At 54.9% G+C, this 25,786-nt stretch carries 24 protein-coding genes and 1 tRNA gene; 13 read left to right on the top strand and 12 right to left on the bottom strand.

Translation table 11 applies throughout. The annotated features are described in order from the left end of the window. Positions 1-17: 17 nt before the first annotated feature. A complete protein-coding gene (cysE, locus tag CWE01_RS15485) occupies positions 18-794 on the bottom strand; it encodes a serine O-acetyltransferase (RefSeq protein ID WP_100941405.1) in 777 nt (258 codons plus the stop codon). Continuing rightward, positions 794-1,567 carry a tRNA (cytosine(32)/uridine(32)-2'-O)-methyltransferase TrmJ gene (gene trmJ, locus CWE01_RS15480; protein ID WP_100941404.1) on the bottom strand — a complete coding sequence of 258 codons (774 nt, stop codon included), beginning with the start codon at positions 1,565-1,567 and terminating at the stop codon, positions 794-796. The genes cysE and trmJ overlap by 1 nt, the downstream gene beginning before the upstream one ends. Before the next feature lie 144 nt (positions 1,568-1,711). Between trmJ and suhB the strand changes: the two genes are divergently transcribed. Then, the gene (gene suhB, locus CWE01_RS15475) at positions 1,712-2,527 is read left to right on the top strand and encodes an inositol-phosphate phosphatase (RefSeq protein WP_100941403.1); all 816 of its coding nucleotides are present in this window, start codon (positions 1,712-1,714) and stop codon (positions 2,525-2,527) included. Between the two features lie 70 nt (positions 2,528-2,597). Here suhB and CWE01_RS15470 read toward each other — a convergent pair whose 3' ends face one another. The 6 genes from CWE01_RS15470 to queA form a co-directional block, all read right to left on the bottom strand. Beyond that, the gene (locus tag CWE01_RS15470; RefSeq protein WP_100941402.1) at positions 2,598-3,158 is read right to left on the bottom strand and encodes a glycine zipper 2TM domain-containing protein; all 561 of its coding nucleotides are present in this window, start codon (positions 3,156-3,158) and stop codon (positions 2,598-2,600) included. A 121-nt stretch (positions 3,159-3,279) separates the two neighbouring features. Beyond that, positions 3,280-4,194 carry a protein translocase subunit SecF gene (secF, locus tag CWE01_RS15465; RefSeq protein ID WP_100941401.1) on the bottom strand — a complete coding sequence of 305 codons (915 nt, stop codon included), beginning with the start codon at positions 4,192-4,194 and terminating at the stop codon, positions 3,280-3,282. Positions 4,195-4,203: 9 nt separating this feature from the next. Then, a complete protein-coding gene (secD, locus tag CWE01_RS15460) occupies positions 4,204-6,072 on the bottom strand; it encodes a protein translocase subunit SecD (protein ID WP_100941400.1) in 1,869 nt (622 codons plus the stop codon). Between the two features lie 62 nt (positions 6,073-6,134). Continuing rightward, positions 6,135-6,473, bottom strand: coding sequence for a preprotein translocase subunit YajC (gene yajC / locus CWE01_RS15455; protein WP_100941399.1), 339 nt, complete (start codon positions 6,471-6,473; stop codon positions 6,135-6,137). A 37-nt stretch (positions 6,474-6,510) separates the two neighbouring features. Then, a complete protein-coding gene (gene tgt / locus CWE01_RS15450; protein ID WP_164886323.1) occupies positions 6,511-7,626 on the bottom strand; it encodes a tRNA guanosine(34) transglycosylase Tgt in 1,116 nt (371 codons plus the stop codon). A 14-nt stretch (positions 7,627-7,640) separates the two neighbouring features. Then, the gene (gene queA, locus CWE01_RS15445) at positions 7,641-8,705 is read right to left on the bottom strand and encodes a tRNA preQ1(34) S-adenosylmethionine ribosyltransferase-isomerase QueA (RefSeq protein WP_100941397.1); all 1,065 of its coding nucleotides are present in this window, start codon (positions 8,703-8,705) and stop codon (positions 7,641-7,643) included. Between the two features lie 108 nt (positions 8,706-8,813). Here queA and CWE01_RS15440 point away from each other — a divergent pair. The 3 genes from CWE01_RS15440 to CWE01_RS15430 all read left to right on the top strand — a co-directional run bounded on the left by CWE01_RS15440 (position 8,814) and on the right by CWE01_RS15430 (position 11,046). Then, positions 8,814-8,898 (top strand) — tRNA-Leu (locus CWE01_RS15440). Between the two features lie 328 nt (positions 8,899-9,226). Continuing rightward, positions 9,227-10,183 (top strand): DNA cytosine methyltransferase, encoded by a 957-nt coding sequence (locus CWE01_RS15435; RefSeq protein WP_100941396.1) that lies wholly within the window; start codon positions 9,227-9,229, stop codon positions 10,181-10,183. Continuing rightward, a complete protein-coding gene (locus CWE01_RS15430; RefSeq protein WP_100941395.1) occupies positions 10,183-11,046 on the top strand; it encodes an NgoMIV family type II restriction endonuclease in 864 nt (287 codons plus the stop codon). Before CWE01_RS15435 ends, CWE01_RS15430 begins: the two co-directional genes overlap by 1 nt. Before the next feature lie 852 nt (positions 11,047-11,898). On the opposite strand, the gene CWE01_RS34310 is transcribed toward CWE01_RS15430, so the two are convergent. Continuing rightward, on the bottom strand, positions 11,899-12,249 hold the full coding sequence (locus CWE01_RS34310) for a helix-turn-helix transcriptional regulator (protein WP_100941394.1): 351 nt from the start codon (positions 12,247-12,249) through the stop codon (positions 11,899-11,901). Positions 12,250-12,965: 716 nt separating this feature from the next. Here CWE01_RS34310 and CWE01_RS15420 point away from each other — a divergent pair. Together CWE01_RS15420 and CWE01_RS15415 are read left to right on the top strand one after the other, a co-directional pair. Then, complete coding sequence (locus tag CWE01_RS15420) at positions 12,966-13,448, top strand: hypothetical protein (protein WP_100941393.1); 483 nt, start codon at positions 12,966-12,968, stop codon at positions 13,446-13,448. After that, a complete protein-coding gene (locus CWE01_RS15415; protein ID WP_157815224.1) occupies positions 13,435-13,962 on the top strand; it encodes a hypothetical protein in 528 nt (175 codons plus the stop codon). The genes CWE01_RS15420 and CWE01_RS15415 overlap by 14 nt, the downstream gene beginning before the upstream one ends. 96 nt (positions 13,963-14,058) lie before the next feature. Here the strand turns inward: CWE01_RS15415 and CWE01_RS15410 are convergent, their stop codons facing one another. The 3 genes from CWE01_RS15410 to CWE01_RS15400 all read right to left on the bottom strand — a co-directional run bounded on the left by CWE01_RS15410 (position 14,059) and on the right by CWE01_RS15400 (position 17,867). Next, positions 14,059-15,723: a hypothetical protein gene (locus tag CWE01_RS15410; RefSeq protein WP_256579359.1), complete on the bottom strand. Its 1,665-nt coding sequence runs from the start codon at positions 15,721-15,723 to the stop codon at positions 14,059-14,061. 242 nt (positions 15,724-15,965) lie between these two features. After that, positions 15,966-17,285 (bottom strand): DUF6538 domain-containing protein, encoded by a 1,320-nt coding sequence (locus CWE01_RS15405; RefSeq protein ID WP_100941391.1) that lies wholly within the window; start codon positions 17,283-17,285, stop codon positions 15,966-15,968. Between the two features lie 303 nt (positions 17,286-17,588). Next, complete coding sequence (locus CWE01_RS15400; protein WP_100941390.1) at positions 17,589-17,867, bottom strand: DUF3077 domain-containing protein; 279 nt, start codon at positions 17,865-17,867, stop codon at positions 17,589-17,591. 391 nt (positions 17,868-18,258) lie between these two features. Between CWE01_RS15400 and CWE01_RS33585 the strand changes: the two genes are divergently transcribed. From CWE01_RS33585 to CWE01_RS15370, 7 genes are all read left to right on the top strand, one after another. Then, on the top strand, positions 18,259-18,405 hold the full coding sequence (locus CWE01_RS33585; protein WP_177145035.1) for a hypothetical protein: 147 nt from the start codon (positions 18,259-18,261) through the stop codon (positions 18,403-18,405). Between the two features lie 157 nt (positions 18,406-18,562). After that, positions 18,563-19,534: a hypothetical protein gene (locus tag CWE01_RS15395; protein ID WP_100941389.1), complete on the top strand. Its 972-nt coding sequence runs from the start codon at positions 18,563-18,565 to the stop codon at positions 19,532-19,534. Continuing rightward, a complete protein-coding gene (locus CWE01_RS15390) occupies positions 19,531-19,896 on the top strand; it encodes a hypothetical protein (protein WP_157815223.1) in 366 nt (121 codons plus the stop codon). The genes CWE01_RS15395 and CWE01_RS15390 overlap by 4 nt, the downstream gene beginning before the upstream one ends. A 728-nt stretch (positions 19,897-20,624) precedes the next feature. Further along, positions 20,625-21,101 (top strand): formate dehydrogenase subunit gamma, encoded by a 477-nt coding sequence (locus CWE01_RS15385; RefSeq protein ID WP_100941387.1) that lies wholly within the window; start codon positions 20,625-20,627, stop codon positions 21,099-21,101. Further along, entirely contained in the window at positions 21,098-22,660 is a 1,563-nt protein-coding gene (locus tag CWE01_RS15380) for an NADH-quinone oxidoreductase subunit NuoF (protein WP_177410478.1), read from the top strand. The genes CWE01_RS15385 and CWE01_RS15380 overlap by 4 nt, the downstream gene beginning before the upstream one ends. Continuing rightward, entirely contained in the window at positions 22,657-25,545 is a 2,889-nt protein-coding gene (gene fdhF / locus CWE01_RS15375) for a formate dehydrogenase subunit alpha (RefSeq protein WP_100941386.1), read from the top strand. Before CWE01_RS15380 ends, fdhF begins: the two co-directional genes overlap by 4 nt. After that, positions 25,542-25,763, top strand: a complete 222-nt coding sequence (locus CWE01_RS15370; protein ID WP_100941385.1) for a formate dehydrogenase subunit delta — start codon at positions 25,542-25,544, stop codon at positions 25,761-25,763. Before fdhF ends, CWE01_RS15370 begins: the two co-directional genes overlap by 4 nt. Positions 25,764-25,786 lie beyond the last annotated feature (23 nt).

Genomic DNA, 25,786 nt, shown 5'->3' with positions numbered 1-25,786 from the left:
GGCAAGTCCGACAAAGATCAGCCCGCTTTGGCCTCGGTCTCACTCTTCACTTCGACAAACCCATCACACTGCAACTCCGGCAGCTCCTTCGCGCAATAGGTGCTGCCCAGGTCCTTCAGCGCCCCACACATCCCCTCCAGACGCCCATCCACCGCCTGCAGGTGATCGAGCAACTGGCCAATGGCCCGCGCCACCGGATCCGGCATGTCTTCGCTGACGCCATAGGCATCAAAACCGATCTTCTCCGCCATCGCTTTGCGCTTGGCTTCGACCTGGTCGTCGGCCTTCATGATGATCCGCCCGGGAATCCCGACCACGGTCGCACCGGCCGGCACCGCCTTGGTCACCACCGCATTGGAGCCGACCTTGGCCCCGGCACCGACGGTAAACGGCCCGAGCACCTTGGCGCCAGCGCCCACCACCACACCATCTTCCAGGGTCGGGTGACGCTTGCCCTTGTTCCAGCTGGTACCGCCCAGGGTCACACCCTGATAAATGGTCACGTCATCGCCGATCTCGGCGGTTTCGCCGATCACGATGCCCATGCCATGGTCGATAAAGAACCGACGCCCGACCTTGGCCCCGGGATGAATCTCGATCCCGGTCAGCCAACGACCGAAGTTCGACACCACCCGCGCCAGCCACTTCCAGCCCATACCCCACAAGGCATGACCCAGGCGATGCAGCCAGATGGCATGCAGCCCCGGGTAGCAGGTCAGCACTTCGAAGGCATTACGCGCCGCCGGATCACGGTGGAATACGCTCTGGATATCTTCTCGCAAACGCTCGAACATCACTGATCCTTCCGCTTAAGGAGCTCGCCCCGGGCCGCTTTTTCGGTTTCCGTGAGGATGCCCCGCAAAATATTCATCTCGGCGCGACTGACCGAACTGCGCCCGTACAGGCGGCGCAACCGGGCCATCAGATGGCGCGGCTTTTCGGGGTCGAGGAAGTCGATAGCCACCAGGGTCTGCTCCAGATGGCCGTAGAACCGCTCCATCTCATCCATGGTCGCCAGCTCTTCGCTGCGCGTCGACGCCACTTCATGCTTCTCTACCTTGCTTGGCTGCCCGACGGCCGCCAGCCAGGACATCCGCACTTCATAGCTCAGCACCTGCACTGCCGTGGCGAGGTTGAGCGAGCTGAAGTCCGGATCGGACGGGATATGCACGTGATAATGACATCGCTGCAGCTCGTCGTTGGTCAGGCCGGAATCTTCACGACCGAACACCAGCGCGATCTCGGCGCCCTGCCCGGCCTCCTCGACCACTTTCAACCCGGATTCGCGGGGGTCGAGCAACGGCCAGGGAATCCGCCGGTCGCGGGCACTGGTGCCAAACACCAGATTGCAGCCGACCAACGCATCTTCCAGGGTGGCGACGACTTGCGCGTTTTCAAGGATATCGGTAGCCCCGGAAGCCCGTGCGTCGGCCTCAGCGGACGGAAAGATCCGCGGCTCCACCAGCACCAGGCGCGACAGCCCCATGTTCTTCATGGCCCGCGCGGCCCCGCCGATATTGCCCGGATGACTGGTATTGACCAGGACAACACGAATATTTTGCAGCACGAGAGACGCTCTCAGACTCGGCGAAGGGGAGCAAATCTTACAGAAGCACTGGGGATTGCGCCACGAGCGCCAACGTCGTCCTTCTCCCCCGGGACTTTTCTGGTAGAATGTTCGGCTTTCTTTAACACTCTAGGTGAAACGTCCATGCAGCCCATGCTGAATATCGCGCTGCGCGCCGCCCGCAGCGCCAGTGAATTGATTTTCCGCTCCATCGAGCGCCTGGATACCATCAAGGTCGACGAAAAAGACGCCAAGGACTACGTGTCCGAAGTGGATCGCGCCGCCGAACAGAAAATTATCGACGCGCTGCGCAAGGCCTATCCGACCCACGCCATTCGCGGCGAAGAAACCGGCTTCCACGCCGGCAGCGGCGAAGGCGAAGAATACCTGTGGATCATCGACCCACTGGATGGCACCACCAACTTCCTGCGTGGCATCCCGCACTTCGCGGTCAGCATCGCCTGCAAATACCGTGGTCGCCTGGAGCACGCCGTGGTCCTCGACCCGGTCCGCCAGGAAGAATTCACCGCCTCCCGTGGCCGTGGCGCCCAGCTCAACGGCCGTCGCCTGCGCGTCAGCGGTCGCACCAGCCTGGACGGCGCCCTGCTGGGTACCGGCTTCCCGTTCCGTGACAACCAGATGGACAACCTCGACAACTACCTGGGCATGTTCCGCGCCCTGGTCGGCCAGACCGCCGGCATCCGCCGCGCCGGTGCCGCGAGCCTGGACCTGGCCTACGTGGCGGCCGGTCGTTTCGATGCGTTCTGGGAGTCGGGCCTGTCCGAGTGGGACATGGCGGCGGGCGCCCTGCTGATCCAGGAAGCCGGCGGCCTGGTGAGCGACTTCACCGGCGGTCACGACTTCCTGGAAAAAGGCCATATCGTTGCCGGCAACACCAAGTGCTTCAAGGCCGTACTGACGGCGATCCAGCCGCACCTGCCGGCTTCGCTGAAGCGCTAAGCGTTCGCCGCACACAAAAATGCCCCGTATCTTGCGATACGGGGCATTTTTTATGTCTCTACAGTAAGTCTTACTGACCCGGCTGCGGAGCTGGCTGGTTCTGACTCAGGACCAGGTGACCGTCCTTGTCCACCGGGATCTGGTTGCCCGGATCACGATCCATCCGGATCTTGCCTTCCTTGCCGTCCAACTGATAACGCACGTCGTAGCCGACAACCTTGTCGCTGACATCATTGACCGTGTTGCAACGCTTCTGGGTCGTGGTGTAGGTGTCACGCTCCTGCATGCCCTCCTGCACCTTGTTACCGGCATAACCGCCGCCGACCGCACCCACCACGGTGGCCAGGGTCTTGCCGCGACCGCCGCCGACCAGGCTACCGAGCAAACCACCACCGACCGCACCCAGTGCCGTACCGGCCAGTCGATGCTCATCCTGGACCGGCTTCTGCCGGGTGACCGCGACATCTTCACAGACTTGGCGCGGGGTCTTGATTTGAGTCTTGACCGGCTCTACCGCCAATACTTGCGCATACTCAGGGCCGCTTTTTACCAGGCTATAGGTGGCAACAGCACCCCCGGCAGTCACACCGACAGCACCCAATACCGCACCCACCAGCAACGACTTGTTCATGTGAATCTCCTGACCATCACAAGCGGATCAATGCCCGCGCTTCTCCTAGCCTTGGAGTACAAAAAAAGGCGCGAGTTCAACACTCGCGCCTTTCAGCTGACAACCAGGAGAGCGATTCGCGTCAAGGACGGTCGTCGACTTCCTTCTGGGTGTTGGCAGGAGGAATCAGATCCTCACTGTTCAGGTTCAGCCAGATCAGCACCACGTTGGCGATGTAGATCGACGAATAGGTACCCGCCAACACACCAATGAACAGGGCGATGGAGAAACCGAACAGGTTATCGCCGCCAAAGAACAGCAGCGCGGAAATTGCCAGCAGGGTGGAGATCGACGTCGCCATGGTCCGCAGCAGGGTCTGGGTGGTCGAGACGTTGATGTTCTCGATCAGAGTGGCCTTGCGCAGCACACGGAAGTTCTCACGCACCCGGTCGAACACCACGATGGTGTCGTTGAGCGAGTAGCCGATGATCGCCAGTACCGCCGCCAGCACCGTCAGGTCGAAGGTGACCTGGAAGAACGACAGGATACCCACGGTCACCACCACGTCGTGAACCAGCGAGACGATAGCCCCCACCGCGAACTTCCACTGGAAGCGGAACGCCAGGTAGATCAGTACGCCACCCAACGCCATGAGCATGCCGAGGCCGCCCTGGTCGCGCAGCTCTTCACCGACCTGCGGACCGACGAACTCGACGCGCTTGATCTGCACCGGGTTGTCACCGCCAAGCTTCTGCAAAGCCTCGGCTACCTGATGACCCAGCTGCGGATCTTCACCCGGCATCCGCACCAGCAGGTCGGTGGTCGCGCCAAAACTCTGCACGATCGCCTCGTGATAACCGGCCTCGGCCAGTTCTCCGCGCACCTTGGTGACATCCGCCGCATGCTCGTAGGTCAGCTCGATGAGCGTACCGCCGGTGAAGTCCAGACCGTAGTTCATGCCCTTGTGGAAGCAGCTGAACAAGGCCAATGCGGTGAGGAACAGGGTGACGCCGAACGCAACGTTGCGAACACCCATGAAGTTGATAGTACGTAACATGGCAGCCCCTTAAATCCACAACTTCTTGAAGTCACGACCGCCGAAGATCAGGTTGACCATCGCGCGGGTCACCATGATGGCCGTGAACATCGAGGTAAAGATCCCGAGGGACATGGTCACCGCAAAGCCCTTGACCGGGCCGGTCCCCATGGCAAAGAGGATGCCGCCCACCAGCAAGGTGGTCAGGTTGGCGTCGATAATCGCCGTGAACGCACGACCAAAGCCTTCGTTGATCGCTCGCTGCACCGTCATTCCCGCGGCGATCTCTTCACGTATCCGCGAGAAGATCAGCACGTTGGCGTCGACCGCCATACCCATGGTCAGGACGATACCGGCGATACCCGGCAGGGTCAGCGTCGCGCCCAGCAAGGACATCAGCGCCAGCAAGGCAACCATGTTGAAGGCCAGGGCCACGGTGGCGATGATGCCGAAGAAGCGGTAGATGGCGATGATGAACAGCGAGACGAACAGCATGCCCCACAGCGACGCATCGATACCCTTGGTGATGTTGTCGGCACCCAGGCTTGGACCAATGGTACGTTCTTCAGCGAAGTACATCGGCGCAGCCAGACCACCGGCACGCAGCAACAGCGCCAGCTCCGAGGACTCGCCCTGGCCGTTCAGGCCGGTGATCCGGAACTGACTGCCCAGCGGCGACTGGATGGTCGCCAGGCTGATGATCTTCTTCTCTTCCTTGAAGGTCTGCACCGGCACGTCTTTTTCGACGCCGTCGACAACCTGCTTGGTGTAGGTGGTGATCGGCTTCTGCTCGATGAAGATAACCGCCATGCTGCGACCGACGTTGCTGCGGGTTGCGCGGCTCATCAGTTCGCCACCATGACCATCAAGCTTGATGTTCACCTGTGGACGACCGTGTTCGTCGAAGCCCGCCTGGGCGTCGGTCACCTGGTCACCAGTAATGATCAGGCCACGCTCGATCTGCGCCGGAGGACGATTGCCTTCACGGAACTCGAACTCTTCGGAAGTGGCCTTCGAAGCACCCGCATCAGCGGCCAGACGGAACTCCAGGTTGGCAGTCTTGCCGAGGATCCGCTTGGCTTCAGCGGTGTCCTGCACGCCCGGCAACTCGACCACGATGCGGTTGGCACCCTGACGCTGCACCAGTGGCTCGGCCACACCCAGCTCGTTGACGCGGTTACGGACCGTGGTCAAGTTCTGCTTGATGGAGTATTCGCGGATTTCCGCCAGCTTGGCCGGGGTCATCGCCAGACGCAGTACCGGCTGCTCGTTGAGGTCAGCCGTTACAATGTCGAAATCGTTGAAGTTCTTGCGGATCAGCGCACGGGCTTGTTCACGGGTATCCGCGTCAGCAAAGCCCAACTGGATGGCACCATTGAACGGTGGCAGGGTGCGATAACGCACACGCTCCTTGCGCAACAGGCTCTTGACGTCGCCGTCATAGACTTTCAGGCGTGCATCAACCGCCTTGTCCATATCCACTTCCAGCAGGAAGTGCACACCACCGGACAAGTCCAGGCCCAGCTTCATCGGGTGCGCGCCAAGGCTGCGCAGCCATTGCGGAGTGGTCTGTGCCAGGTTCAGGGCCACGACATAGTCATCGCCGAGGGCTTTACGCACCACGTCCTTGGCCGGCAGTTGGTCTTCCTGCTTGGTCAGACGAATCAGGCCGCCCTTGCCGCCGGCAGCCAGAGTGGCGCCCTTGACGGTGATCTTGGCGTCGCTGAGCGCTTTGCTCACGCGGTCCAGATCGGCCTGGGTGACCTGCAGTGCAGTGCTTGCGCCGCTGACCTGGATCGCCGGATCGTCTGGATAGAGATTGGGAGCGGAATAAATAAAACCGATCGCCAGCACCGCCAGGATCAGTAGGTATTTCCACAGAGGGTATTTGTTCAGCATCACGCCGCCCGCTTATGACGCGGGGCGCCTTGCGCGCCCCGTCGATTGTTAAGAGTTGAAACTTAGATCGCTTTCAGCGTGCCTTTAGGCAGAGTGGCCGCGATGGCACCCTTCTGAAACTTCATTTCGACGGTGTCGGACACTTCCAGAACCACGAAATCGTCGCTCACTTTGGTGATCTTGCCCGCGATACCGCCGGTGGTGACCACTTCGTCACCCTTGGCCAGGTTGCCCAGCAGGTTCTTCTGCTCCTTGGCGCGCTTGGCCTGTGGACGCCAGATCATCAGGTAGAAGATGACCAGGAAGCCGACCAGGAAGATCCATTCGAAACCACCGCCCATCGGGCCTGCAGCAGCAGGCGCGGCGCCGTCGGCGAACGCGTTAGAGATGAAAAAGCTCATTTAGCACTCCAGTTGCAATCATTCAATTCTGAAAAATTCAGTCCAAAGGCGGTACGGGAAGTCCGCGTTTGGCATAGAAGGCATCGACAAAGGCGGCCAATGTACCCTGTTGAATAGCCTCGCGCAAACCAGCCATCAGGCGCTGGTAATGGCGCAAATTGTGGATCGTATTCAACATGCTCCCCAGCATTTCGCCGCACTTGTCCAAATGATGCAGATAAGCACGGGAGAAGTTCTGGCAGGTGTAGCAATCGCAGGTCGGATCCAGCGGCGATTCATCATGGCGATGGAACGCGTTGCGGATCTTCAGCACGCCGGTATCGATGAACAGATGCCCATTGCGGGCATTACGGGTTGGCATCACGCAATCGAACATGTCCACCCCGCGGCGCACACCCTCCACCAGATCTTCCGGCTTGCCAACGCCCATAAGGTAACGAGGTTTGTCAGCAGGCATCAGGCCGGGCAGGTAATCCAGCACCTTGATCATCTCGTGCTTGGGCTCGCCCACCGACAGACCGCCGATGGCCAGGCCGTCGAAGCCGATCTGGTCGAGGCCTTCGAGGGAGCGCTTGCGCAGGCTCTCGTGCATGCCGCCCTGGACGATGCCGAACAACGCGGCGGTGTTTTCGCCGTGGGCGTTTTTCGAGCGCTGGGCCCAACGCAGCGACAGTTCCATGGACACACGGGCGACGTCTTCGTCAGCCGGGTACGGGGTGCACTCGTCGAAAATCATCACGATGTCCGAGCCCAGGTCGCGCTGGACCTGCATCGACTCTTCCGGACCCATGAAGACCTTGGCGCCGTCGACCGGCGAGGCGAAGGTCACGCCCTCCTCCTTGATCTTGCGCATGGCGCCCAGGCTGAACACCTGGAAACCGCCGGAGTCGGTGAGAATCGGGCCTTTCCACTGCATGAAATCGTGCAGGTCGCCGTGGGCCTTGATCACCTCGGTGCCGGGACGCAGCCACAGGTGGAAGGTGTTGCCGAGGATGATCTCGGCGCCAGTGGCGACGATATCCCGAGGCAGCATGCCCTTGACCGTGCCGTAGGTGCCCACGGGCATGAAGGCCGGGGTTTCGACGGTACCGCGGGGGAAGGTCAGGCGACCGCGACGAGCCTTGCCATCAGTGGCGAGCAGCTCGAACGACATACGACAGTTGCGACTCATGCTTGGTCCTCTGGGGCCCGATCCTTGGGTGCGGCAGGCGCCGGGTTGCGGGTGATGAACATCGCATCACCGTAGCTGAAGAAGCGGTAGCCGTTGTCCACGGCGGCCTTGTAGGCGGCCATGGTCTCGGGGTAACCGGCGAAGGCCGAAACCAGCATCAGCAGCGTGGATTCGGGCAGATGGAAATTGGTCACCAGGGCGTCGACCACATGGAAGGGACGGCCCGGGAAGATAAAGATGTCGGTGTCGCCGCTGAAGGGCTTGAGTACACCATCGCGGGCAGCGCTTTCCAGCGAACGGACGCTGGTGGTGCCCACGGCGATCACCCGGCCGCCGCGTGCACGGCAGGCGGCGACGGCGTCGACCACTTCCTGGCTGACTTCCAGCCATTCGTGGTGCATGTGGTGGTCTTCAAGACGCTCCACGCGAACCGGCTGGAAGGTCCCGGCGCCGACGTGCAGGGTGACGAAAGCGCGTTCAACGCCCTTGGCGGCGATGGCATCCAGCAGCGGCTGATCGAAATGCAGCCCGGCGGTGGGCGCGGCCACGGCGCCGAGGCGTTCGGCGTAGACGGTCTGATAGCGCTCGCGGTCGGCGCCTTCGTCGGGACGGTCTATATAAGGAGGCAACGGCATATGGCCGACGCGTTCCAGCAGCGGCAGCACTTCTTCGGCAAACCCCAGTTCGAAGAGCGTGTCGTGGCGGGCGAGCATCTCGGCTTCGCCACCGCCATCGATCAGGATCTTCGAGCCGGGTTTCGGCGACTTGCTGGAGCGCACATGGGCCAGCACGCGGTGGGTATCGAGGACCCTTTCCACGAGGATTTCCAGCTTGCCGCCTGAGGCTTTCTGGCCGAACAGGCGGGCTGGAATGACCCGGGTATTGTTGAACACCATCAGATCGCCTGGGCGTAAATACTCAAGCAAATCAGTAAATTGACGGTGTGCGAGAGCGCCGCTGGGGCCGTCGAGGGTCAGCAGGCGACTGAGGCGTCGCTCGGCCAAAGGATGGCGAGCGATCAGGGAATCGGGGAGCTCGAAAGTAAAGTCAGCGACGCGCATGATGGGGTTCGTTCAGCAGGGCCGGGAAGTTTAGCGGAAATCGTAAAAATTGACCACGAAAGCCGATTGACCAACGGTAATCACGTCTCTATACTTCGCCGCCATTGAGCCCTGATGGCGGAATTGGTAGACGCGGCGGATTCAAAATCCGTTTTCGAAAGGAGTGGGAGTTCGAGTCTCCCTCGGGGCACCATACAAATCCTTGTAAATCAAGGACTTAGAGAAGGGGTAGAAAGAAATTTCTACCCCTTTTTCTATCCAAAATTTCTACCTTTCCCCCCTCCTTTCCGCTAAAAATACTGCCTTCGGCGGCGCTTGTCAGGTAGCTCACCGGCACGAGCGATTGGACCTAAAAAGCTCCGCTCCTTTCATGAAGACACTTTGACATCCTGCGGCTTTGCAGCAGTGCGGAAAAGGGTCAAGCTGCTGCTGATGTCAGGTATCCCTGTCTATCCATACACCATGCTAGTATCAGCGATTTTTAAGAAGCTGCTCTAGATAGAGCATTGCGAGGAGACAAAATGAGCCTATTCACGTCATTGGAAATGTGCGCCGGAGCTGGTGGGCAAGCTCTCGGACTAGAAATGGCGGGATTTGGGCACGAAGTGTTGGTAGAAATTGAACCTCCTGCCTGTGCAACCCTTCGTTTGAATCGCCCCGAATGGAACGTACAAGAGCAAGATTTGCGTCAATTTAACGGACTCCCTTTTTTCGGGGTTGATCTGGTGGCAGGTGGAGTCCCTTGCCCCCCATTCTCCAAGGCTGGTAAGCAGCTCGGGGCAGATGATGAGCGCGATCTTTTTCCAGAAGCCTTACGCCTTGTTGATGAGTGCCGCCCGAAGGCTGTAATGCTTGAAAACGTGCGCGGCCTGCTTGACGCTGTTTTCGAGGACTACCGTAATAAGGTTGAAAAGCAGCTCAAAAAACTTGGCTATGTTCCCGGCTGGCGACTACTTAACGCTTCCGACTTTGGTGTTACCCAGCTCCGCCCTCGCGTTGTTTTTGTAGGTATTAGAAAAGACCTCGCCGATGGTTTTTCATGGCCAGAACCAAAGCTAATCACTCCACCGACTGTTGGTGAGCTTCTTCACGACTTAATGCAAGAAGATGGCTGGCGAGGTGCTGATGCTTGGAGAGAGCAAGCCAACACAATCGCCCCAACGCTCGTTGGCGGCTCGAAAAAGCACGGCGGTCCTGATCTTGGTCCAACAAGAGCAAAGAAAGCGTGGGCATCTATCGGTGTGTGTGGAATGGGTATTGCCAATGAACCTCCTAGCGAGTTTTTTGAAGGCATGCCTAGGCTTACTACACGCATGGCTGCACGCATACAGGGCTTCCCTGATGACTGGCAATTTCACGGTAAAAAAACTGCAGCATATCGACAGATAGGCAACGCTTTCCCGCCTCCGGTTGCGTGTGCAGTGGCAAAGCAGATTTTCAAGGCCCTTTCTGTAAAACGATTGGTACAGGTTGCCTGATGAATATTCCTCCTGAGTTTCTACAAGCACGAAAAGAGTTCCACGCATCGCTTCTCAAAACGACCCTAACTATCAATGACAAGGGCGTGCCAAGCAACGCAGACAGTAGCAACAAGAGCAGTATCGCTATTGCAAAAGGAATCGCGGAGCTTTTAAAAGCTGAAACCATTGCAGAACGTCAAGCGGGCCAGACCTCAGGAAACGAATTTGAAGGGATTTGTGCAGAGTATGTAAAAAATACATTTCTAAAACTGCAACATCTCCGCCCCGGCGATTGGGACGTCCATCAAGTATCCGGACGCAATCGATTAGAAATTGCAAAGTATGAACAATATGCACATTTGATAGCGCTGGATCGCGCTGCGAAGGCCGACGCTGAACTAGCTGCGGCCTTAGGAAGCGACTACACAATTACACCGGATATTGTTGTGGTTAGAGGCTTAGAAAGTGACGACAACATTAACCTTCACGAATTCTTGGTTGATAGCACTGTAAGCACCAGAGCTAGCTTGCGGGCCGCTGCTGGAGGAAAACCGCTTCTGCATGCGAGCGTCTCATGTAAATGGACTATCCGAAGTGATAGAGCACAGAACGCCCGCTCCGAAGCATTAAACCTCATGCGCAACAGAAAAGGCCACCTACCAAATATTATGGTAGTGACGGCAGAGCCGACACCTAGCCGATTAGCTTCTATCGCTCTCGGTACTGGTGATATTGACTGCGTTTATCATTTCGCCCTATATGAACTTCAAGCAACTCTGAAAGAGCTAGGAATGGACGATTCGGCAGAGATGCTAGCCATTATGGTCGATGGTAGACGACTAAAAGACATTAGTGATTTGCCGCTAGACTTAGCGACTTAAGAAATCTCCAAAGGCCGCCATGCGGCCTTTTTTGTTGAACGCCACAATAAGAAACCTACTGACCAATAGAAGAATCTTCTTTATTGGGGCTTTTTTGCACCATACAGGCAAGATTTTTCGTTACACTCGCTTTTGCATTACTCAAATAAAATAAGCCAGAGAAGTGGCAAATTTTGGACTATTATGACCATCAAGCCTACGCTTCACCCAAACCCAAAAGCCAGATCAGCTAAAAATTAATATTTTTTTCGAAAAACTAACAAACCAGCAAAAGGGAATTAGAACTCACAAATTTTTTATGACGGATTTTTTTGATCAGAATTTTTTTCATCTTAGTTATATACTATATCTTATAGTGAATAACTGCTTTTAAAAGTTTTCTACAAAGCTGGCTACGCCAGCTCCCAGAGGGATGCTATCCATAGTTTGCCTACCCTAGACCTCAAGCAAAAAAACTTTACTCAAGCTCTAGGGTAGGCCTTGGATAGCATTTGCTATCGTCATAGTCGTTAAATCTACGCTATGACTTTGAACACTTACAGTATGATTCGCTACTGTCTTTCACTCTGTCCAACACGTTTTAACGTGGCCTGCGAGTCGCTGAGTAAGAAAGAACCCCCGTTTGTCAGCTTTTTTTAATAAGATTCGTACCAACTAGTCACAACCAGATACGTCACCAGCAAGGAAAACCTACAGCCTTGCAAATCCAAGTAATCAACTTAGACATTATTACTTATAAATATTACACACAAATTAGATATGTCAAATTTTATTTGAGCAACATCTGAGGTAGCCATGAGACTGGAAAGTTTTCGGCCACTGGAAGATTGATCAACCAAGCGCAAAGAAAGACTAACTGTTACTACGTGATAAAATTGTCCGAGCACTCTCTACAATTTCTTTGAGAACCGCTGCATCAGAGGTGTGATATGCGATATCGCAGAGCGCATGACGAAGATCGTCGCGTCCTTGAATTACAGGAGGTGAAGGAGGCGAAGCGAAAAATGCCTCCACCGTACACCCTAGCGCCTCTGCGATTTGCTCTAGTGCTTCGATGCTAGGTGCATAGCTTCCCCGCTCATAGCGGCTAACGGTCATAGGTTCGCAACCTAGAGCCTCTGCGAGGCCGGCCTGAGTCTGCTTCCTATCCAAGCGAAGAGCTTTGATACGCTTTCCAAGCGTCTTTACGGCTGTTTGAGTCATAGCAAAGCCTGATAAAAATCAGATACTTGCACCTTAGGACAACGTCAAGAAGATCATATTTCGTATATCTATTGCTCACACATAGACATTTTTAGTATAGTTGATCGTCAAAGGGATCGAGCTTCCCTTGCAGCCAAATACCGCAGACGCAGGTATTGGTTATTCCCTCGCGTGGGTAGCGTGTTAACGCAACCCGGCAGCGGATAGCCCGCCTACAGTGCGGCAACTGGATCAACGATAGAGATAATGTCCAGTGTCAAATATTCCTCCCGTGGTCAATGGAAAATATATAAGTAACGACGGTTATTTGCACGACACTTATGCAGAGGCATTTGCTGCAAACCTACGATTAGCTGAACGAAAAAAGCGGTACGGAAAAATTTCTAACCCTTGGAACGCTGCCGACCTGCTAGATGAGAACGATATATCGTTTATTACTTACGCGCTAGGTACGATCTGGCTCTTAGCATTGTGCGTGCTAGGCTATAACCATCAATGGTGGCGGTTTATTGGGGTTGCTTCTCTATTCGTTCCCATTCTACTACTTGAGATACTTGTTCAGCGGATACCAAAGACGTTCCGAAAGATATTGTTCTTGGTGAGTACTATAGCGATTCTTCTATTAGTCCTTTATATGAGACTCAAATAATCACCGACATCCCAAACATTCAAAAAAGAATATTAGTCCATATTCGACCATTTAAAAGGCGGGCCTGATGAAAGCGATTACAAGCTCTATGATTCTGAGTAGCTTATTGTTCGCTACCGTAGCAGAAGCTGAAACAACGCAAGCTGATATCAATTTAGATTTCGGCAGGTTTGCGGGTTTTTGGGTGTACCAAGGCTGTGAAAAACAAAATATCAGCGGCAAATGCTGGTTCATTATTGAAAAGAAAAAAGAGCTTTATGGCAATAAGGAATATTTTTCCTTCGCAATGCAAAAAGCCATTCCGGCAAAGGCTGAAGTATTAGAAAAAATATGCGGTGATTTCAAATATACTACAGGGTTTACCGTTACTAACCTACCAGATAAAGCCATTTGCATTAAGGTCATTGGCGCAGGTGATCAAGCAGAGCTTTATTACCCTATTGGATACACTGGACACGGCACATACAAAATTAGCAAGTCATCCAAGGAGGAGTTCATGAGAAGAAGCGATGAAAAATCTAAGAAGATGCTAAAGGATGGAAACTTCTAAAAAACGCTTCATACCATCAAGAGAAGAAAACATGAAAAAACTTAAGACGTGGGTAGCAATTAGTTTTGCTATTTTTTCTGCCGGAGCCAAAGCTGAAGTAACACAAGCTGATGTGAATCTTGATTTTGGTCGATTTGCAGGCTTTTGGGTCTACGATGGCTGCGAAAAGGAAAACATAAACAAGAAATGCTGGTTCATTATTGAGAAGAAAAAGGAGCTTTATGGCAATAAAGAGTATTTCACTTATGCAATGCAAAGGGCAATTCCAGCGAAGTCTGAAGTGCTGGAAAAAGCTTGCGATAGTTTTAAATATACAACGGGTTTTACTGTAACCAACCTGCCAGACAAAGCTATTTGCATTAAGGTCATTGGGGCGGGTGATAACGCTGAGCTTTACTACCCTGTAGGATACACAGGTCATGGCACGTATAAAATAAGCAAATCTTCTAAGGATGAGTTCATGAGGAGAACCAATGCAGAATCAGAATCCTCAAGAAAAAAAGCCAACCGTTAACTTTAAAATAGATATACCCACTTTTGAAAAGCGGGCTTTCTACATTTTATGTTTATATATCCTCATCTGATTTTCTTATACCTAAGCGTATATAAATTATATTTCTGGAAGCTTTGCTTTGGGTTTTCTTCTGGGAACTAGTTTCTTCAGGCTATTGCAAGCGTCCAAAATATGTAGCTTAAACCTATCGGTTTTAGTGTGTATTTTGTCGTTCGAAATATCAAGATGCTCCCGTTCTAAACGCTCACGCATGTTATACATATAATAAACCCTGTCACTCGGAGATAGAGAACAGAGCATTCTAAAATTTGTACTCTTGAACTCTGCAAATACGCGCCTCATATCTAGCTGCTCACTAGCTGTATGAGCCAATAGAGCAATAGATTTTTCTACCGACCAAACTTGGTCAGCTAAAGCCTTTCCATTCGTTTGAATATTTTCTAGTAGAGAGTTATTTTGGCACTCCAGCATATGTTTCTGATTATTTAAAGCCTCAATGGCTGCTTTGGTATCATTGAACTCTTTCTCAAGAGCTAAGTTGTTTAAGATGATCAGGTTGGTTTCTTCTGCTAGCCGTTTGTTCTTTCTCACAAGTCTCAACCTTAGTCTATCATCAGAGGTTATATCTTTACGGAGTTGATCTCGCTGTGTTGTTAGAACATTCTTTTGCTCCTCCGCTTTTGCCAACTCGCTCTTTGACAGACTCAATAGATTAAAGTCCCTCATTATTTTTGCCTTATGAGCATCTTCTGCTATTGCCTCAAGCTTTTTCTTATGAGCGTCCGTCTTCTCATGTATAGATGCTTCTATTCCATAGCCTAAATTGGTTAGTCTTTTATTTACGTACTCATAAACAAGACGCTGATAAGACTCACCTATTGTCTGTGATGCCTTGAATGAATTGTTCGTTATGGCAGGTTCACCTTTGCTTTTGAGGTATCTATTTACTAAATCAAGCTGGGCCTGCACTAGATCATATTGACCAGTCTTCGAATTCTTACCTGAGATGAATATATGAGGATGCACACCATTATTAATCTGCTCTAAACTAGAAACTTCATCGCCATGAAAGACGCACGCTTTAATCTCGTAATCCGACAGGTATTTTTTGTGAAAGTCGCAAATTATACGAAGGTAATCAACAGGCTTTACTTCGCCAATATTGTTTCTGGCTGGGAATTTAAAAAAACACTCCTGAATCACGGTTTTGCTTTTGTGCAATGACTTATTGTCTGCCGCAACGATTTTGTTGTGTAGCTCTATATACCGACCTATTGCATTTTTCTTGTCGTTTGCGCGCCTAACACCTATAGAATCGACTTCATCAATCAGAGAGAGTAATAACGCACTGTTCTGGGCTTCAAGAATGCGTTTTATAAGTGTTTTAATTTTTTCCGGCTCATCCTCCTTGATTAACAGCTTTTTGAGCTTGTAGGCATATTTGGAGCGGTCGTCTTTGAGCTTTGACACATCTTGGTGGGTTTCTATATCATTCTGAACCGACGTCATTATCTCATCGGCAATTGCTTGCCTATCTTCAAGCGTCAAACTGTCAAGCCTAACCATCTTGTTATTTTGAAGAATGAAGTTCCGATCAGACAAGTCTAAATTAAATTCAAGTTCCTTCTTCAAGACTAAGCGTAAGCTGTGGTCAAGTGAGCTTTTCAACTGAGATAGGCCGGGGGTATTTTTTACTTTGCCTCGCTGGGCAGAATAATTCATTCGTTTCCATAGCATGGTAGTATTCTTTATATCATTCATTAAGTCCTCATGGTTTGTTATCTTTTCTTTTGCTTCTGCCGTTCCGGCAGGAACCCGTAAAATACTCTCAAGCGAAGCGTCTTTCCGCAGGAAAGTGTGAGAATTTCATCAACGGGTTGATAAAACTTCACAGTTTTACTTAATTACAACTTACCATACATTAAAGCGATTTCAAGCCCACATGAAAAAGCCTGCATAGAAAATGTCTTGACATCGACTAGCCGAACCTTTTACAACCGATATCAAGAAGCAAACTTATACTTCAAGTATTTTAATGCGTTTAACTTTGAAGCTGGGGTCGGGCCTTCTGAATATCGATCAAAAGTCATTCGTAGTAATCCATCAGCTTTGTGACCAACTAAAGATATGATGACGAGATTCTTAACGTCAGCACGCTCTAACGTTGTGATTACAGTTTTCCGTATGCTATGAAAAACGCACTTCTTATCAAACCCCAACTCTGTTTTGAAGATTGAAAACTGATTACCAAGCCCTTTCGACTTCGTTTCGTACTTACCGCCCTTGCTTGTCTTCAGTAAGTACCCATCATCTGATGACTTAACAAGCCGCTTCACTGTTTTCATGAGAGCGGGATTAATAGGAACAAATCGGACAGATGCTTGCGTTTTACCTTCCGTGATATGAAAGCAATCAACACCATCTTCTTTAACAACTGAGGATGTTTTTAATCTACAAACTTCTTCAATACGTGCCCCTGTGTAAGCCGCTATTTCAATCAAATCGGCTAACTGCCGCTTCCCTTTTTCAATTGCCTTACTATGAAGAACACTAACCTCATCAACAGTAAATGCACGCCGCTCATCTTCCTTTAGTGTTCCGCGCCTGACTTGATTCAACTCATGATTCTTAAACGGATTAACGGGGTAACGATCTTTAAAAGACGGTTCTTTTTTTATCAAAAAGTTGTAAAAAGCATTAAACGAGAATAGGTATTGCTTCTTCGTTTTCGGCTCAAGATTTTTCGAGATTAAAAATGCACCAACTGCCTCATAATCTAGCAGCAACTCTTCACCTTTCAAAAATGCATCAAGCAATTTAATCCGCTTTATATGTCTATCGACTGTATTCAAATCAACTTTTCGCTGATTCAGCTCGTAATTATAAAACGCATCAAGGCGACTTTTGAAAAATGGCGTTTTTGGGGAGTAATCCGAACGTCCCGTTGCAATATCAACTGCCTCTTTAGCAAGATCGACACTCAGCTTTTTATCACTTACATACTGAATCACCTCAAAATTCATTTGAGTTTCATTATTTGTGGGTTTTCCCTTGATTTTGTCTTGGTTTATTGCTCGCTGGTGCTTTTCGACTATCTGAAGAACATCGTCACGAAAATTGCCGATTTCACCTCTGCGGGCTTTTTCAATTTCGGTCTTCCACTGCTGCAACCATCGAAGCTTTAATATGTGAGCTTCTGACCGGTTTCTCGTCTTGAGGCTTTTAGTCAGTACCTTACGCCCGGAAAAAGCTTCCCGTGCGTCTTCTGGAACGTCCAGACGGACGTGGTAGGTGCCAGATTTTAGGACTAAAAAATCGCTCATAGCAGCAGCCTTAGCTAATAATTTCTACCCAAAATTCTATCCAAATTTTCTACCCAAAACCACTGCCCCCCTTTAAAATAGCGGCACTGCAGGGTCTTATGATGTTTTTGAGGGAGTTCGAGTCTCCCTCGGGGCACCATCTTAAAAAAAGACCTTGAAATTCAAGGTCTTTTTTTTCGCCTGTAGAAAAGCTGGAAGCACCACAATCCTGTAGGAGCAGAGCTTGCTCGCGAAGAACGATGACGCGGAGAGCCTGCCGTACGCCGCCGCCAATCTCGACATCAATCGAAGATCGCCCGGTCTTTACCCCCTCTCCCCGCGCAACATTCCCTGAGTCAAATCGTCGATGACGGCCTTACCCATCTCGCCCAGGTAATGCGATGCCCAGGCATAGCGTTCGCCATCGCTTTCCAGGGCAGCATCGAGGGAGAGTGCTTTGGCGCAATAGAGCAGGAGGGACGCGTGCTCCATGGCTTCCAGAATGGGAACGCCTGGGTTCACACGGAATAGTTCACGACCTTGGGAGCCGCACTGGGAAAAAGTGATGGCACCAAGGGTTTTGCTTGTGGGTGGATTGATCATTGGGCACCTCCGGCGAATGCGTGGATGCTGGAGACTTGAAGCTGAAGCTCTTGAATCGAAACGTTCATGCGCTACTCCTACCGTAGAGGAAAGCGCCAGCAATCTAATCGATGATGGCGCCTATGCGCCTATCTTCTGTTCCACGGGTTTCCAGGCCCGGTCGCTACGTTGGCAGCGACAGACAAAAGGTAGCGCGCGCAGTGAAGAGCTGCAATGTGACTGGCAGGGAGTATTTAAGTCGAAAAATTTCAACCGTCACATGGAACTTGTGCGGCATCCCAGCACAAACCATTGGCCGAAGCGGCTGCAATATCGCCAGCCACCATGGTTTGCTCAACAATGAACGATCGCTTAATTTTTTCATATGAGCATTTGATCTCCGGACAGCACCATGGCCACCACCAAAAAAATCGACAAGCCCTACAAGAATCCCATCAGCAGTGAACTGACATACCTTGATGTGCGTCAGGCCACGTGTGACGGACAAAAAGCCTTTGAAGCCTTCGTTGCCACCGGTAAATTACCCTTCGCCAAGTAAGCCACGCATGCTCTCCAACCTATTCAATATCAATCGATGCGTAGGACATTTCCTGTAATCAATTAAGACCTGTAGCAAACAGCGGAATTGCTCTTTTTTTCAGTGTTTATCTGCCTTTATATCCGACGTCATCTTTCACACATCAAGGATGTGAAGCGTGGCGCACGGATTCATCAATGAAAAGACCACCCATTACCCCAGCCTGAAAAGCCAACTATTGATACAGGGTGGCTCACATGCGCTGACCAAGTTCGACACGATCAATAGTCACCTACGGCGCTCAATTGTAACCCCCGGGCAACTGGTGATCGTGCCCGACGATACTACGGCGTCCTGCACCTTCGAAGAGGCCTGGTTGATGACCCGGGCCCGGGAAATCGACCTGGCCCTGAGTCTCGAACCCAGGGCGGGTGTCGAGATCCTGAACAACTATGATTTGTTGCAGGGGTTGCTGGGTTACAGCTCGATTGGCATCGGCAGCACCACAGCGGCCTGGGGACGGCATTTGAGCGGGGTTGAGGACACCTTGAAGGACATCGAAAAACTGCATCAGCAGCATCTGAAGGGCGGTGTTTCAGCCAGGGCCGAGTTCATCGCTAAGCGGCAGGCCCTATTCCAGAAGCTGGACACCCAACTCCAGGGCGTCGGCCATTACGGCACCAGCCTGCGGCATAACAAATCGATCAAGAAAATGCTCGGCATTTCCACCCAACGCTATCTGCATCGCCAGGAAATAGACGGGTATGCGCAACGAATCAACAAGATTGCCAGCACTTCCCGTTTCCTGAGCAAAGGCGGCTTTGTGGGGATGGCTCTGGATGTGGGGGCGGCGGGGCTGGCGATTCAAGAAGCCTGTTCGACCGGGCGAGAGGAGCAGTGCAGGAAGGCGAGCTATGTGGAAGGCGGGAAAGTAGCGGCCGGGATTACGGGATCTCACTTCGGAGGAAAGGTTGGCGCCTATGGAGGGCGCATTGTATGTGCCGTTGGATTGGGTGTTGTGTCGGGAGGTTGGGGCGCGTTGAGTTGCGGAATTATCGGTGGTGCCGTCGGTGGGTACGTGGGAGGAACGTGGGCAGGAAAGTTCGGAGAGTCGATGGGGGATCTGATGTATAGGTGGGAAGGCTTATGACTATGCATCCGCTATTGGCCGCTTTGGGTGTATTTTTCATGCTCCTTGGTATCGGCTTGTCAGCCTATGTCGTCAATACAAAATTGGATCTGGTCGACCCCTACTTCAATAACAACGCAATGATAATCGGTGATCGCAGGTGGTGGGGCGGCAGCTCGTTCAAAGATCGCGCGATGAGACAGGGGGTGATCAGCATGATGATCATGTTCCCCAAAATGTTTATCTGGCGTGGGCTCTTGACCCAACAAGAGGTCGATGCCATTCCGCTGAAACTCAAGCGATGGATCAAAGCCCCATTGTATTTTGAGATCCCTTTTTTTCTTGCCGCTATCGCATTCTGTATATGGGAGCAATTCCAGTGAGCGTTAAGCCCAGACCATGGCACATCAATGCAATTGCCAAGGGCATCGCCGACGCAGAGGCAGGCAACCTAACCGATCTGAAAATCCTCAAGGCCAAGTGGGTGAACCCTGCCAGACTTTCAACGGTTGTGGCAGTTTTTGCGTCCGAACAGCATCGACGTCGCTAGTCGGGCAGGCGCAGCAATCATGCGCAGCGTGCGGATACTCGTGACGGCGAACTTAAATCAAGACATTTCGAAGTTGCACAGACGTCAATGCTTGTCGAATCGCCGATATCGCAAGGCATTGCGCGATGTACCTGACGTCAGTAAAATCAGCCATGCGCTAACGGTCTCTATGAGATAAGCAAACTGGCTTCACACCGGTTTTGCGGAAAAAACCGCCCTACTAAGGCGGTTTTTTTTCGCCTCGACTTTCTGGAAAAAGGAGCATCACTCCCCCTCAGGGACCACACCTCGGGCCGCGCTCATCTAGACTCAACAGATAGTCGCAGAAAGAACCGCGCACGTCGCTTTCGTGCAGGCGAATCAAAGTCAGCGTGGCAAGCTGGCTTTTATGCCCTGAAGAGGTGCGGCAAAGACCGCATCGGGCCCAACAAGATGCCCGCCCAGGGTGCCTGGCCAACGGCCTGAAATGCCACGATACCGTGACGTGGCGTGAGTGCCGCAGCCGACACTTTCGGACAACCGACAACCGCCTGGTTTGTCCGTGACCGTGAGGAATGCTGTATGCCTGATGAGATGTTGTACCTGCCTATGGTCAACAACGTTCTGGAGCGCCACAAGGGCTCCCCCGGCGCACTGTTGCCCATCCTTCATGCCATTCAGGCGGGTATCGGTTACATCCCCGATGCCGCCGTCCCCGAGATAGCCCACGCCCTCAACCAGAGTCAGGCCGAGATTCGCGGCGTGATCAGCTTCTACCATGATTTCCGCACCACGCCCCCGGCGCGGCATATCCTGCGGCTGTGCCGGGCCGAGTCCTGCCAGAGCCGCGGCGCCGAGCAGCTTGCCGCGCAATTGCGCGAACGCCTGCAACTGGACGACCACGGCAGCAGCGCCGACGGCAATATCAGCCTGCGCCCGGTCTATTGCCTCGGCGCCTGCGCCTGCTCGCCGGCCCTGGAGCTGGATGGCCAGGTGCATGCACGGCTCAGCGCCGAGCGCCTGGATGCCCTGCTTGATACCTGCCGGGAGGACGCATGATGCCGATCCTCTATCTACCCGCCGACTCCGTTGCCCGTGCCGTGGGCGCCAATGAGGTCGTTGTGGCCCTGGTCACCCAGGCCCGGGAACGCAACCTGCCGCAGGACCTGCAACGCACCAGCTCGCGCGGCCTGTACTGGCTGGAACCGCTGCTGGAAATCGACAGCCCGCAAGGCCGTCTCGGCTTCGGCCCGCTGACCGTTGCCGATGTGCCGTCCCTGCTCGATGCGCTGCAAGGCGATCCGTCCACCCATCCGTTGGCCTTGGGCCCGGTGGAGCAGTTGCCTTATCTGAAGACGCAACAACGCCTGCTGTTCGCCCGCGCCGGTATTACCCGACCGCTGTCCCTGGAGGATTACCAAGCCCACGGCGGCTTCGAAGGCTTGACCCGGGCCATCGCCCTCGGCGGCGAACAAACCGCCACCGCCGTGTTCGACTCAGGCCTGCGTGGCCGTGGCGGCGCAGCCTTCCCCGCCGGGATCAAATGGCGCACGGTGCGCAGCGCCCAGGCGGCGCAGAAATACATCGTCTGCAACGCCGACGAAGGCGACTCCGGCACCTTCGCCGACCGCATGTTGATGGAAGGCGACCCCTTCTTGCTGATCGAAGGCATGGCCATCGCCGGTATCAGCGTCGGCGCCAGCTACGGCTACATCTATGTGCGCTCGGAATATCCACAGGCCGTGGCCACACTACGCGACGCACTGGATATCGCCCGCGCCGCTGGTTACCTCGGATCTAATGTCGGCGGCAGCGGCCTGGCCTTTGATATGGAAGTGCGCGTCGGTGCTGGTGCCTACATCTGCGGTGAAGAAACCGCGCTGCTGGACTCCCTCGAAGGCAAGCGCGGGATCGTCCGCGCCAAGCCGCCGATCCCAGCCCTGAAGGGCCTCTTCGGTCTACCGACCCTGGTGCACAACGTGCTGACCCTGGCCTCGGTGCCACTGATCCTGGCCAAGGGCGCGCAGTTCTATCGCGATTACGGCATGGGCCGCTCCCTGGGCACCATGCCCTTCCAACTGGCCGGCAATATTCGTCATGGCGGCCTGGTGGAACGGGCATTTGGCCTGACCCTGCGGGAACTGGTGGAAGATTACGGCGGCGGCACTGCCAGTGGCAGGCCATTGAAGGCCGCCCAGGTCGGCGGCCCCCTCGGCGCCTGGGTGCCACCCAGCCAATTCGACACACCGCTGGATTACGAAGCCTTCGCCGCCATCGGCGCCATGCTCGGCCACGGTGGTGTGGTGGTGGCTGACGACAGCCTGGACATGGCCCATATGGCGCGCTTCGCCCTGCAGTTCTGCGCCGAGGAATCCTGCGGCAAATGTACCCCCTGCCGCATCGGCTCGACCCGTGGCGTGGAGGTCATCGACCGCCTGCTGGCCGCACCCGACCAGGACGGTCGCGATGCCCAGGCGATCATCCTCAAGGACCTGTGCGACACCCTGCAATACGGTTCGCTTTGCGCACTGGGCGGCATGACTTCCTACCCGGTAGCCAGCGCCCTCAAGTACTTCCCCGCCGACTTCGGTCTGCAGCCCTCGGAGGCCGACCAATGATCACGCTCTTCGACCCAAATACCGATATCGACCTCGGCACCCCGGCCCGCGACAGCCAGGTGCAAGTCACCCTGAATATCGACGGCCGCAGCATCAGCGTGCCGGAAGGCACCTCGGTGATGCGCGCCGCAGCGTTGCTGGGCACCACCATTCCGAAACTCTGTGCCACCGACAGCCTGGAAGCCTTCGGCTCCTGCCGCATGTGCCTGGTGGAAATCGACGGCATGCGCGGCTACCCGGCGTCCTGCACCACACCGGTCAGCGAAGGCATGAGCGTGCACACCCAGACGCCGAAGCTCGCCACCCTGCGCCGCAACGTCATGGAACTGTACATCTCCGATCATCCGCTGGACTGCCTGACCTGCTCGGCCAATGGCAACTGCGAACTGCAAACCGTCGCCGGCCAGGTCGGCCTGCGGGAAGTGCGCTACGGCTATGAAGGTGAAAACCATCTGGCCGACCAGAAGGACACCTCCAATCCCTACTTCGACTACGACCCGAGCAAGTGCATCGTCTGCAACCGCTGCGTGCGTGCCTGCGAAGAAACCCAGGGCACCTTTGCCCTGACCATTACCGGACGTGGTTTCGAGTCCCGGGTCTCAGCCGCCGGTGGCGAGAACTTCCTCGACTCGGAATGCGTGTCCTGCGGCGCCTGTGTACAGGCCTGCCCCACCGCGACCCTGATGGAAAAAAGCGTGGTCGAACTGGGCCAACCCGAACGCGCCGTGATCACCACCTGTGCCTATTGCGGCGTGGGCTGCTCGTTCCGCGCCGAGATGAAAGGCGACAAGCTGGTGCGTATGGTTCCCGACAAGAACGGCCACGCCAACCACGGCCACTCCTGCGTCAAGGGGCGCTTTGCCTGGGGCTACGCCAGCCACCCGGATCGCATCACCAAGCCGATGATCCGCAAGCACATCAACGATCCCTGGCAGGAAGTCAGCTGGGATGAAGCGGTGACCTACGCCGCCAGCGAATTCCGCCGGTTGCAGCAGACATACGGCCGAGACTCCATCGGCGGCATCACCTCCAGCCGCTGCACCAACGAAGAAACCTACCTGGTGCAAAAACTGGTGCGGGCCGCCTTCGGCAACAACAATGTCGATACCTGTGCGCGGGTCTGCCACTCGCCCACCGGCTATGGCCTGAAACAAACCCTGGGCGAGTCCGCCGGCACCCAGAGTTTCGACTCGGTGATGCAGGCCGATGTGATCCTGGTGATGGGCGCCAACCCCAGCGACGCCCACCCGGTGTTCGCCTCCCAGCTCAAACGCCGCCTGCGTGAAGGCGCGCGGCTGATCGTCATCGACCCACGGCGCATCGACCTGGTGGACGCGGTGCATGGCCGCGCCGACCTGCACCTGGCCCTGCGCCCGGGCACCAACGTCGCCATGCTCAACGCCCTGGCCCACGTCATCGTCACCGAAGGCCTGCTCGACCAGGCCTTTATCGACGCCCGTTGCGAGGGCAACGATTTCGCCCGCTGGAGCGAATTCGTCAGCCGCGCGGAAAACTCGCCGGAAGTCCTCGGCCTGATCTGCGGCGTCGCCGCGGCGGATATCCGTGCCGCCGCCCGCCTGTATGCCGGCGGCCACAACGCGGCGATCTACTACGGGCTGGGCGTCACCGAGCACAGCCAGGGCAGCACCGCGGTCATGGGCATCGCCAACCTGGCCATGGCCACCGGCAACATCGGTCGCGAAGGTGTCGGCGTGAACCCGCTGCGGGGGCAGAACAACGTGCAGGGTTCCTGCGATATGGGCTCCTTTCCCCATGAGCTGCCCGGCTACCGGCATATCTCCAACGAAGTGGTACGGGCGCAGTTCGAACAGGCCTGGAACGTCACCCTGCAACCCGACCCGGGCCTGCGCATTCCCAATATGTTCGAGGCGGCCCTGGGTGGCAGCTTCAAGGGCCTGTACTGCCAGGGCGAAGATATCGCCCAGAGCGATCCCAATACCCAGCACGTCACCGCGGCGCTGTCGGCCATGGAATGCATCGTGGTGCAGGACATCTTTCTCAACGAAACCGCCAAGTTCGCCCACGTGTTCCTGCCGGGCAGCTCGTTCCTGGAAAAGGACGGCACCTTCACCAACGCCGAGCGGCGCATCTCTCGGGTGCGCAAGGTCATGGAGCCGCTGGGCGGCAAGGCCGACTGGGAAGGCACCGTGGCCCTGGCCAACGCCCTGGGTTACCCCATGCACTACAAGCACCCTTCGGAAATCATGGATGAAATCGCCAGCCTGACGCCGACCTTCACCAACGTCAGCTACGCCGAACTGGATCGCCATGGCAGCCTGCAATGGCCGTGCAACGCCGCGGCACCGGACGGCACGCCGACCATGCACATCGATCAATTCGTGCGTGGCAAGGGGCGTTTCATGCTCACCGGCTACATACCCACCGAGGAAAAGGTCAACAATCGTTATCCCCTGCTGCTGACCACCGGGCGCATCCTCAGCCAGTACAACGTCGGCGCCCAGACCCGGCGTACCGAGAACGTCGCCTGGCACGACGAAGACCGCCTGGAAATCCACCCGAGCGACGCCGAGAGCCGTGGCATCAACGAAGGTGACTGGGTCGGTATCGGCAGCCGCGCGGGGCAGACCGTACTCCGTGCGCGGGTCACTGAACGGGTGGCTCCGGGCGTGGTGTACACCACCTTCCACTTCCCGGAATCGGGGGCCAACGTCATCACCACCGACAACTCCGACTGGGCGACCAACTGTCCGGAGTACAAGGTCACGGCCGTGGAAGTCAGCCGCGTCTACCACCCTTCCGAGTGGCAAAAACGCTACCAGGAATTCAGCGACGAGCAACAACGTCTGCTTGACGAACGCCGTCATGAACGCGGCGCCGGAGCCAAAGCCGAGGTACGCCGATGAGCACTGAAAACCTGATCAAGATGGCCAACCAGATCGCCCAGTACTTCGCCAGCGAACCGGACCAGCAACAGGCCGTGCTGGGGGTGCGCAATCATCTGCAGATGTTCTGGACACCCGGCATGCGCAAGGAGTTGCTGGCTTGGCAGACGGAGCACCAGGGGGCCGACATGCATCCGCTGGCGCAAGCGGCGGTCAGTGGGGCGGGGTGGGAGGCTTAGGTTCACAGATCGCTTGGGATGCC

It is taken from the genome of Pseudomonas sp. QS1027, assembly GCF_002814235.1.
In the GTDB taxonomy this organism is placed as follows: domain Bacteria; phylum Pseudomonadota; class Gammaproteobacteria; order Pseudomonadales; family Pseudomonadaceae; genus Aquipseudomonas.
Note: the sequence above shows the minus strand (reverse complement) of the source record. Positions and strands in the feature narration are given on the sequence as shown.

What these genes read in the sequence shown, in the direction of transcription:
- cysE (WP_100941405.1), bottom strand. Translation starts at nt 794, where the DNA reads ATGTTCGAGCGTTTGCGAGAAGATATCCAGAGCGTATTCCACCGTGAT.
- suhB (WP_100941403.1), top strand. Translation starts at nt 1,712, where the DNA reads ATGCAGCCCATGCTGAATATCGCGCTGCGCGCCGCCCGCAGCGCCAGT.
- CWE01_RS15470 (WP_100941402.1), bottom strand. Translation starts at nt 3,158, where the DNA reads ATGAACAAGTCGTTGCTGGTGGGTGCGGTATTGGGTGCTGTCGGTGTG.
- secF (WP_100941401.1), bottom strand. Translation starts at nt 4,194, where the DNA reads ATGTTACGTACTATCAACTTCATGGGTGTTCGCAACGTTGCGTTCGGC.
- secD (WP_100941400.1), bottom strand. Translation starts at nt 6,072, where the DNA reads ATGCTGAACAAATACCCTCTGTGGAAATACCTACTGATCCTGGCGGTG.
- yajC (WP_100941399.1), bottom strand. Translation starts at nt 6,473, where the DNA reads ATGAGCTTTTTCATCTCTAACGCGTTCGCCGACGGCGCCGCGCCTGCT.
- tgt (WP_164886323.1), bottom strand. Translation starts at nt 7,626, where the DNA reads ATGTCGTTCGAGCTGCTCGCCACTGATGGCAAGGCTCGTCGCGGTCGC.
- queA (WP_100941397.1), bottom strand. Translation starts at nt 8,705, where the DNA reads ATGCGCGTCGCTGACTTTACTTTCGAGCTCCCCGATTCCCTGATCGCT.
- CWE01_RS15435 (WP_100941396.1), top strand. Translation starts at nt 9,227, where the DNA reads ATGAGCCTATTCACGTCATTGGAAATGTGCGCCGGAGCTGGTGGGCAA.
- CWE01_RS15430 (WP_100941395.1), top strand. Translation starts at nt 10,183, where the DNA reads ATGAATATTCCTCCTGAGTTTCTACAAGCACGAAAAGAGTTCCACGCA.
- CWE01_RS34310 (WP_100941394.1), bottom strand. Translation starts at nt 12,249, where the DNA reads ATGACTCAAACAGCCGTAAAGACGCTTGGAAAGCGTATCAAAGCTCTT.
- CWE01_RS15420 (WP_100941393.1), top strand. Translation starts at nt 12,966, where the DNA reads ATGAAAGCGATTACAAGCTCTATGATTCTGAGTAGCTTATTGTTCGCT.
- CWE01_RS15415 (WP_157815224.1), top strand. Translation starts at nt 13,435, where the DNA reads ATGGAAACTTCTAAAAAACGCTTCATACCATCAAGAGAAGAAAACATG.
- CWE01_RS15410 (WP_256579359.1), bottom strand. Translation starts at nt 15,723, where the DNA reads ATGAATGATATAAAGAATACTACCATGCTATGGAAACGAATGAATTAT.
- CWE01_RS15405 (WP_100941391.1), bottom strand. Translation starts at nt 17,285, where the DNA reads ATGAGCGATTTTTTAGTCCTAAAATCTGGCACCTACCACGTCCGTCTG.
- CWE01_RS15400 (WP_100941390.1), bottom strand. Translation starts at nt 17,867, where the DNA reads ATGATCAATCCACCCACAAGCAAAACCCTTGGTGCCATCACTTTTTCC.
- CWE01_RS33585 (WP_177145035.1), top strand. Translation starts at nt 18,259, where the DNA reads ATGGCCACCACCAAAAAAATCGACAAGCCCTACAAGAATCCCATCAGC.
- CWE01_RS15390 (WP_157815223.1), top strand. Translation starts at nt 19,531, where the DNA reads ATGACTATGCATCCGCTATTGGCCGCTTTGGGTGTATTTTTCATGCTC.
- CWE01_RS15385 (WP_100941387.1), top strand. Translation starts at nt 20,625, where the DNA reads ATGCCTGATGAGATGTTGTACCTGCCTATGGTCAACAACGTTCTGGAG.
- CWE01_RS15380 (WP_177410478.1), top strand. Translation starts at nt 21,098, where the DNA reads ATGATGCCGATCCTCTATCTACCCGCCGACTCCGTTGCCCGTGCCGTG.
- fdhF (WP_100941386.1), top strand. Translation starts at nt 22,657, where the DNA reads ATGATCACGCTCTTCGACCCAAATACCGATATCGACCTCGGCACCCCG.
- CWE01_RS15370 (WP_100941385.1), top strand. Translation starts at nt 25,542, where the DNA reads ATGAGCACTGAAAACCTGATCAAGATGGCCAACCAGATCGCCCAGTAC.